Annotated in this window: 10 protein-coding genes; 6 read left to right on the top strand and 4 right to left on the bottom strand. The window is 35.0% G+C overall.

The window, feature by feature from the left end; translation table 11 throughout:
* Window positions 1-165, top strand: a 165-nt coding sequence (locus tag HOG71_15335; protein MBT5992221.1) for a DUF4476 domain-containing protein, incomplete at its 5' end; no start/stop codon positions are given.
* A gap of 100 nt (window positions 166-265) precedes the next feature.
* Here the strand turns inward: HOG71_15335 and lysA are convergent.
* From lysA to rpiB, 3 genes are all read right to left on the bottom strand, one after another.
* Window positions 266-1,498 (bottom strand): diaminopimelate decarboxylase, encoded by a 1,233-nt coding sequence (gene lysA, locus HOG71_15330; GenBank protein MBT5992220.1) that lies wholly within the window; start codon window positions 1,496-1,498, stop codon window positions 266-268.
* Between the two features lie 41 nt (window positions 1,499-1,539).
* Window positions 1,540-2,913 (bottom strand): iron-sulfur cluster-binding protein, encoded by a 1,374-nt coding sequence (locus HOG71_15325; protein MBT5992219.1) that lies wholly within the window; start codon window positions 2,911-2,913, stop codon window positions 1,540-1,542.
* A gap of 271 nt (window positions 2,914-3,184) precedes the next feature.
* Complete coding sequence (rpiB, locus tag HOG71_15320) at window positions 3,185-3,616, bottom strand: ribose 5-phosphate isomerase B (protein ID MBT5992218.1); 432 nt, start codon at window positions 3,614-3,616, stop codon at window positions 3,185-3,187.
* Between the two features lie 174 nt (window positions 3,617-3,790).
* On the opposite strand from rpiB, the gene HOG71_15315 reads away from it, so the two are divergent.
* The 5 genes from HOG71_15315 to HOG71_15295 all read left to right on the top strand — a co-directional run bounded on the left by HOG71_15315 (window position 3,791) and on the right by HOG71_15295 (window position 7,947).
* Window positions 3,791-4,537: an outer membrane beta-barrel protein gene (locus HOG71_15315; GenBank protein ID MBT5992217.1), complete on the top strand. Its 747-nt coding sequence runs from the start codon at window positions 3,791-3,793 to the stop codon at window positions 4,535-4,537.
* Window positions 4,538-4,560: 23 nt separating this feature from the next.
* Window positions 4,561-5,625 (top strand): Mrp/NBP35 family ATP-binding protein, encoded by a 1,065-nt coding sequence (locus HOG71_15310; protein MBT5992216.1) that lies wholly within the window; start codon window positions 4,561-4,563, stop codon window positions 5,623-5,625.
* Between the two features lie 187 nt (window positions 5,626-5,812).
* Window positions 5,813-6,280 (top strand): pantetheine-phosphate adenylyltransferase, encoded by a 468-nt coding sequence (gene coaD, locus HOG71_15305; GenBank protein MBT5992215.1) that lies wholly within the window; start codon window positions 5,813-5,815, stop codon window positions 6,278-6,280.
* 27 nt (window positions 6,281-6,307) lie between these two features.
* Complete coding sequence (gene rsgA / locus HOG71_15300) at window positions 6,308-7,375, top strand: ribosome small subunit-dependent GTPase A (GenBank protein MBT5992214.1); 1,068 nt, start codon at window positions 6,308-6,310, stop codon at window positions 7,373-7,375.
* Between the two features lie 8 nt (window positions 7,376-7,383).
* The gene (locus tag HOG71_15295; GenBank protein ID MBT5992213.1) at window positions 7,384-7,947 is read left to right on the top strand and encodes a hypothetical protein; all 564 of its coding nucleotides are present in this window, start codon (window positions 7,384-7,386) and stop codon (window positions 7,945-7,947) included.
* A 96-nt stretch (window positions 7,948-8,043) separates the two neighbouring features.
* Here the strand turns inward: HOG71_15295 and HOG71_15290 are convergent.
* Window positions 8,044-8,311, bottom strand: a 268-nt coding sequence (locus HOG71_15290) for a hypothetical protein (GenBank protein MBT5992212.1), incomplete at its 5' end; no start/stop codon positions are given.

The raw sequence follows: 8,311 nt of genomic DNA, 5'->3' as shown, positions 1-8,311 counted from the left end.
GAAGAAATTCTTGATCTTTTTACCTTTGATAATTCTCGTTTGGAAATAGCAAAACTTGCCTATTCGAATACCTATGATCAGCTAAACTTCGAAAAGCTTTACGATCTTTTTAGTTTCGAATCTTCAAAAGTAGAATTGAAAGAGTTTGTGATAGCGAATAAATAAAAAAACGTCCTTTGACAACGCTCAGGACGTTTTTTCTGTTTTAGAATCAATGACTTAAATGAGTTATCACGTTTCTAATATACTTGCAAGCTAATATTGTTTAAAACTCAATCTCCTTCTGATTTTTCAATAAATCTTCCAGTTTTTCTCTTTCCCGAATCAAATAATCTGTTCCTTTATGGATTAACACTTCAGGTGGGCGTAAGCGTGAATTGTAATTTGATGCCATGGAGAAGCAATATGCTCCTGCATTTTGAAAACACAAAATATCACCTTCCGATATTTCTTCAATTTTCCGATCCCAGCCAAACGTATCGGTTTCACAAATATATCCAACTACCGTATAAATTCTTGGATTATTGCTTGGTTTCGAAACATTAATGATATGATGATAAGCATCGTAAAACATGGGGCGGATAAAGTGGTTTAAACCTGAATCCAAACCAGCAAAAACAGTAGCTGTTGTTTGCTTGATTACATTTACTTTAGCAAAGAAAAACCCAGCTTCACTCACTAAAAATTTACCCGGTTCAAACATCAAAACCAATTCCCTTCCATAATCGCTACAGAAATTTTTGAATCGTTCGGATAGTTTTTCACCCAGACTTTCAACATCAGTGGATAGTTCGTCAGGCTTGTATGGAACCTTAAACCCGCTACCAAAATCAATATACTCCAGCTCTTTAAAATCTATTGCGAAATCCAACAGAATATTGGCTCCCCGAATAAAAACATCCACATCTAAAATATCTGATCCTGTATGCATATGCAGACCTTCAATACGCATATTGTTGGCTTTGATAACACGCTCAACATGTCGCATTTGATGAATGGATATGCCAAATTTTGAATCGATATGTCCTGTTGAAATTTTTGTATTTCCACCAGCCATAATGTGTGGATTAATGCGAATACAAACGGGCACTTTATCGGCATAAATATGTCCGAATTGTTCGAGAATGGAGATGTTATCGATATTAATTCGAACGCCCAAATCCACTGCCCTAATGATTTCATCTAAGGAAACACTATTGGGTGTAAAGATAATTTCATTGGGTGCAAAACCTGCTTTCAATCCTAACTCAACTTCTTGTATAGAAACTGTGTCCAGGCCAGCTCCCAAGCCTGCAAAGAATTTTAAAACATTGATATTTGATAGGGCTTTGCATGCATAATTTATTTTCACTTTTGTTTCTGGAAAAGCAGACAACAATCGATTGTACTGTTCTTCCATTTTTTTTGTTTCATATACATAAAGAGGAGAATCGTATTTTTTGCACATGTCAAGGACATTCAAACCATCTATTTGGTAATTGTTATTTATGAGTTGCATACAGGTATTTTATTGTAATTCTTGAAATGGAAAAAGTACTCTTATTTGTACTTTTCTTTCCATTGTTGGTTAAAGCTCTTTTTTGCCATTTTTATAGGCGATTTCCGTTTATTCCAGGAATTTTTTAGTGCTATTTTAGCCAACGCATTTTTCATAGCTGCACTACCAAAGTTCATCAGGTTGCGTTTTGTCAGGAATAGGCTAACGTTTTTCCAGACAAACCTTTCGAACTTGGAAGTCTTGTATTTTTCAGTGTGATGATGTTTGTTTTTGAGAAGAAGGTCGTCCAAAGGTATTTTAACCGGACAAACTGAAGAGCAACTACCGCATAAACTTGTGGCATAACTTAAATGTGCAAATTCATCGAAACCTTTCATAAAGGGAGTGATTACTGCACCAATAGGTCCATTGTAAACAGTATTATAGGTATGACCACCTATGTTTTTGTAGACAGGGCAAGCATTCAAACAAGCTCCACAACGGATACATGCCAAAGCTTCTTTTTGATCAGGAGCTGCCAATAAATTGGTTCGTCCGTTGTCAAGCAATACAACATACATTTTTTCAGGACCATCCATTTCTTCATTCCTTTTTGGACCAAAGAACAAAGTATTGTAGGTTGTAATATTTTGTCCAGTTCCTGCTGTTGATAATAAAGGCAGAAAAAGTGCAAGGTCGTGGATGGAAGGAATGATCCTTTCTATGCCTGCTACAGCAATATGTATTTTAGGAATGGAAGTCGATAATCGTGCATTACCTTCATTTTCAGTTAAAGAAATGGCTCCTGAATCAGCAATTATAAAATTTGCTCCTGTAATACCTGCATCAGCATTGACAAATTTATCTCGTAAAACCTTCCTTGCCACTAATGTAAGCTCTGTAGGTGTTAAATTTTCGGGTGTGCCTAGTTTTTCATGGAATAATGCTGCCACATCCTCTTTTGATTTATGCATGGCAGGGGTAACAATATGGTAGGGAGGCTCATCGCAAAGTTGCACAATATATTCGCCCAAATCGGTCTCAATAGGTTCAATGCCATATTTCTTTAAATATGGATTCAGCTGAATTTCTTCTGTGATCATTGATTTCGACTTGACCACGGTTTTGCAATCATGCTTTTTTAGAATATCAGTAATCAGATCGTTTGCTTCAGCTGCATCTTCTGCCCACAGTACTTCTCCACCATTTTTTTTGAAATTCAATTCAAACTCCAGCAGATATTTTTCCAAATTATAAACAGCTTTTCGCTTGATATAGGCTGCCTGATCTCGGGCTAATTCATAATCTTCAAACTGCATACGCCCCTTGGGAACATTCTCATCGTATTTTGAGATGTTGTGATTTATGCGCTTACGATGCTCATAATCAAATGCCTTTTTCTCAGCTTCTTTTAGAAAAGGTTTGATATTCTTCATCTGGTTCGAAAATTTTTTGATTGAAAGAAAACATCACTGCATTTAGCAAGATTTAAATATGTTTCTTCCATGCTGCAAATTTGGTGAAATATTAAATGATAAAAAAGGTGAAATGAATTTCTATTTAGAAAGATTATTGATTTTCTTAATTTGCCCCATCCCTAAAGGGAGTTTAGAAAATCAATTTGAACTCTTTAGGGTTTAGGCAATCAAATTGATTTTCAATTTCTAAGATAGATCAATAATTGTACACAGGCTATAAACTAATGACTTAAAAATCAATCATTTTATCTAGTCTTCTTTGATGTCTGCCCCCTTCAAAATCGGTATTGAGGTATGTTTTAACAATTTCCTTGGCCGTTTCTAATGAAATATAGCGTGCAGGTATTGATAAAATATTGGCATCGTTGTGCAATCTGGCCATTTCAGCTAATTCTATATTCCAACAGAGAGCTGCACGAATGCTTTTGTGTTTATTGGCAGTCATAGCTGCACCATTTCCAGAACCACATAAAATAATCCCCAATCTTGCTTTATTTTCTTCAATGTATTTGGCTACTGGATGTATGAAGTCGGGATAATCGACTGAATCAGCTGAATTTGTGCCAAAATCAATTAGTTTGTATCCCAAGCCTTCAAGCCACTCAATCAAGGCAACTTTCATTTCAAAAGCTGCATGATCGCAACCAATTGGAATTATCATTTTTTCCATAATTAGATTCTATATTTTTAAAGACTCCCTCAAAGTTTGTCATTCATTAAATTATAATGAAATTTGAAGCGGTAAAAATACTACATTTCTGTTGGAAGTATTAAAAGTGAACGAAAGTTAAAAGTGACTAAAGTTGTAGAAGCTCCAACGAGAAATATAGTAAATATGCTTTTAATTTTTGGCACTTATAACGATAAGTACTTGAATATGATTAGTAAAAAGATAGGTTTGTTTGTATTGTTAATCACTATTTGTATGACAGCATTTAGTCAGATTGATATTGATATTGAAGATATCGAGCCATCAACTGAAAGTAGCTCGAGCATAGGTGATGTAAGTTTTTTAATGAGCCTGAGTCATGAAGAATGGATTGGAATGCCACACTCTGTTGACTTGTTAAAGCCAAAAAATTATGAATTTAATATGCTATTTTTAGTTCCGTTTCGTGATGGAGCTAAAACATTTAATGTACATAGCGGTTTAAGCATGTCCTTTTCAAATTTGCATTCCAATGTTTCAGATTGGGAGTTTATTGCGATGGAAGAAGATCTTTTACCAAGCAACTATCCACTTTCTTTTGACTATACTAAAAACCGAGTTGTAGCAGGATATATTGGTGTTCCGCTAGGTATATCCTTTAAATTCGGCCCATCAAATAAAAAGCTTTTCATGATGAATCTGGGTGTTAATTCCTCTTTGCTATTTTTTACCAATAACAAGCTGAAATTCGATAACACAAAAATCAAAGTAAAGATTAGAGAACATTTAACACCCTATAGATTCAATGCTTATACGTCCATAGGCTGGAGATATATTCAACTTTATGGAAGCTATGGTTTGAGTCCTTTTTTCAATCGTGATACAGCACCTTGTATTCGAAACTGGGCAACTGGAGTTGCGGTTTATTTCTAATTAAATAATCAGTTAAATAAAAAATGAAAGATAAAATATTAAAAGCTTTAAGCAATGTTATTGATCCTGACCTGAAAGACAATCTTGTCAAGCTCAAAATGATTGATAAGTTGAAAATTGAAGGCAATGAAGTATCCTTTACAATTATCCTGACAACTCCTGCTTGTCCCATGAAAAATATGTTCAAAGAGGAATGTGCAAAGTACATCAAAGAAGTTGATCCCAATCTGGTTGTGAAAGTAGATTTTGATTCTAAAGTTGAACATACACAGCGCGAGAATATGGAGAAAATGGCTGGTGTAAAGAACATGATTGCTGTGGCCTCCGGTAAAGGTGGCGTAGGTAAATCTACAGTAGCTGTTAATCTTGCACTTGCTTTAGCTGAATTTGGAGCCAAGGTTGGTTTACTGGATGCTGATATGAATGGTCCATCCATTCCGGTAATGATGGGTATTGAAGGAGTGCAGCCAGCCGTTAAAGTGATTGATGGAAAAAACATGATGCTACCTATTGAAAAGTATGGTGTTAAAATCATGTCACTTGGCTCTTTAGTCCCTCAAGATAAACCCATTGTGTGGAGGGGGCCAATGCTTAGTAATGGATTATCTCAATTAATATTGGATACCATTTGGGATGATCTCGATTATTTGATTGTAGACTTACCTCCGGGAACAGGAGATATTCATATTACATTGTGCCAGAATATGCCTTTGTCAGCAGCACTTATTGTAACAACCCCTCAAAAGGTTTCATTGACTGATACTTTGAAAACAATTGAGATGTTTAAAATTGACAAGATTGAAATTCCGATAGCTGGAATTGTTGAAAATATGTCTTATTTCACTCCGGCTGAATTGCCAGACAATAAATATTATTTGTTTGGGAAAGGTGCTGGAGAAACTTTAGCAAACCGATATAAAGTTCCTTTGCTCGGACAATTACCCTTGGTTATGGGTGTGTCTGATAAATCAGATATAGGGACTCCTGTAATGAAGGATGATTCCAATAAAATTATGCAAGACAGTTTTAGAGAATTGGCTCAAAAAATGGCTCAGCAAATTTCCATCATTTCAGCGCAAAAGAAATAAATAGAATTATAAATGAGAATTTTTGAAAGCAATTGTTTTTCTTCATTTGCCCCTTCCCTACTGCGCTTCGCTAAAGCTATGCGGCAGCAAAGAGGGTGTGAAGAAAATCAATTTACTCCCTTTAGGGGTTGGGGCAGATAAATTGTTTTTCATTTTGTAATTCCTAAAACAAGTAAATTTTATAATTATGAAAAAGCAAGCAATTTTTCCCGGATCGTTCGATCCACTTACATTAGGTCATGCTGATATTGTAAAACGATCGGCTTTGCTTTTCGATAAAATATATGTGGCTTTGGGGGTCAATTCTTCCAAGCCACGCTTTTTCCCTTTGGATAAAAGCATGCAAATGATTGAAGCTACTTTTCAGGATTTTCCAAATGTAGAAGTCATTCAGTATAGTGGATTAACTGTTGAACTTTGCAGGAAAATGAATGTGAATTACATTGTAAGGGGAATCCGTAATGTTTCTGATTTTGAGTATGAACGTTCTTTAGCCGACATGAATCGCTCCATGTTTCCTGAATTGGAAACAGTTTTTATGGATTCAAAATTGGCGTATTTGCCAATAAGTTCTACAATTGTCAGAGATCTCATTCGCAATAATGCAGATATTTCGGCTTTTGTACCGAAAGAAATATTGTCGTTTATTAGCTAGTTAAGCTAAATTTCAAACTATAAACTCATGACTCTTGAGGATTTAGGATATAACTCAATTTTAGAGCAATATAGAATAAATAATAAGCTGGATTCTTTTGCTGTTGGCCGTGTTATATTGGAGCATAAAGACCGATATGTTGTAAAAACAGATTCAGCTGAATTTGATTCGGAACTACTCGGTAATTTAAGATTTACAGCTGAAAGCAGACTCGATTTACCTGCAGTAGGTGATTGGGTAGCCATATCTGAATATGATAAAGGCAAGGCATTAATTCATGCTGTTTACCCTAGGCACTCAATTATTGAGCGACAAGCCATTGGTAAACATGGACAAAAACAAATCATTGCTACAAATATTGATTATGGATTGATAGTTCAATCTGTAAACAGGGATTTTAATATCAACCGCCTTGAAAGATATCTTAGCATTTGTCATGCATCTAGGGTTGATCCAATAATTATCCTGAGCAAAATTGACTTAATAGAAGAAGAGGAACTACAAAAACTACTTATTCAAATAGGGAACAGAATCAAAGATATTCCAATTCATGCTATTAGCAATGAAACAAAAAGTGGACTGGATAAATTAGCTTCACTCATAAGCAAAGGAAAAACCTATTGTTTGTTGGGATCTTCAGGTGTGGGGAAATCGACACTTTTAAATAAACTGACAGGCAAAGAACTTATGGAAACTGCACCCATAAGTGAAAGTATTGACAGAGGTAAACATATTACCTCGCACAGAGAATTAGTCGTTCTTGATAATGGTGGGATTATCATTGATAATCCGGGGATGAGAGAAGTAGGGATTACCGATACTTCAATGGGACTTGAACTTACTTTTGATGACATATTTGAGCTATCCAAAGAATGCAAATTCAAAGATTGTACACATATTAATGAAATAGAATGTGCCATTTTGGAGGCAGTTGAAAATGGAGAAATAGAGTCCGATTCATATGATAACTTCCTGAAATTGGAGAGAGAAAGAGCCCATTTTGAATCGACCACTCAGGATAAGAAAAAGAAAGATAAAGAGCTGGGAAAAGTAATTAAGAACTTTAAGAAACTGAGGAAAGAGAATAAGTACTAAGATTAGCAATGAAATACAATCTCAAAGAACTGTTTTTAAAGTTTCTTCCATTATTCCTATTGGTAATTACAATTGTTCTGTTTTTCTTTATCATACCAACTCATATTGCAGAGAGAATTGATGTGCTGTTGGCCATTGTTGGTGGTGTTTTAACTTTAGTTTTCACTATTTGGGTAGTATCCGATTTAATTCCTGTTTTATTCGATAAAATTCCGATTATAACCGGACTATTGTGTATTAGTAGCTTGTTTATTTTTGGTGTTTTCTTTCTCAAGAAAACCACACATTATGCTTCAGATCAAATAAACCAAAATGGCATTTTGACGGAGGCAATTATCCTAAATAAAACAAGAATGTATACCCTAAAAGGGAATAGTACACAGAGTATGAAAGTTCGCTATACAACGAATGATAGAAAAGTAAAACAAACAAAAATCCTATTATCAGAAAGGGAGTTTAAAGTTTTTGAAAAAGGAATGACTATTTGGATTTACTACTCTTCCAAGAACCCCAGTATTGCTACAATCGCTCATAAAGAAACGAATAAGGAATTAGAGAAGAAGGCTTACTGATTCATTAGGGATTGATCAAGAATATATGAATACGATTATTTGTCATTTACATTCACTATTCTTTTAAAACTTAATGAAATTGTAGAAAATGGGAATCTAAAAATCCAATCCCAACGAAAGGTAAGTCAAGTTCTGATAGGTCACACCACCTTCAAATCCCCAAGCGTGATCTAATTTGACATAATAGCCAAATAGCTTAGAACGAACACCAATGCCATAACCACCAACTATGGGTTCTCCAACCGTGATTACAGTAATGGTTAACGGATTGTTCTTGATAATGCGCTTGTGTAAAGAATTTTCTTCAGAATAAGGATTTGGCCCAGTCCAGGCAGTTCCAATATCTGCGAATGGAACAATCATG

The sequence above is a fragment of the Bacteroidota bacterium genome, assembly GCA_018698135.1.
Classification (GTDB): Bacteria; Bacteroidota; Bacteroidia; order CAILMK01; family JAAYUY01; genus JABINZ01.
The sequence above is the reverse complement of the archived record's forward strand: the minus strand, read 5'-3'. Positions and strand labels throughout refer to the sequence as shown.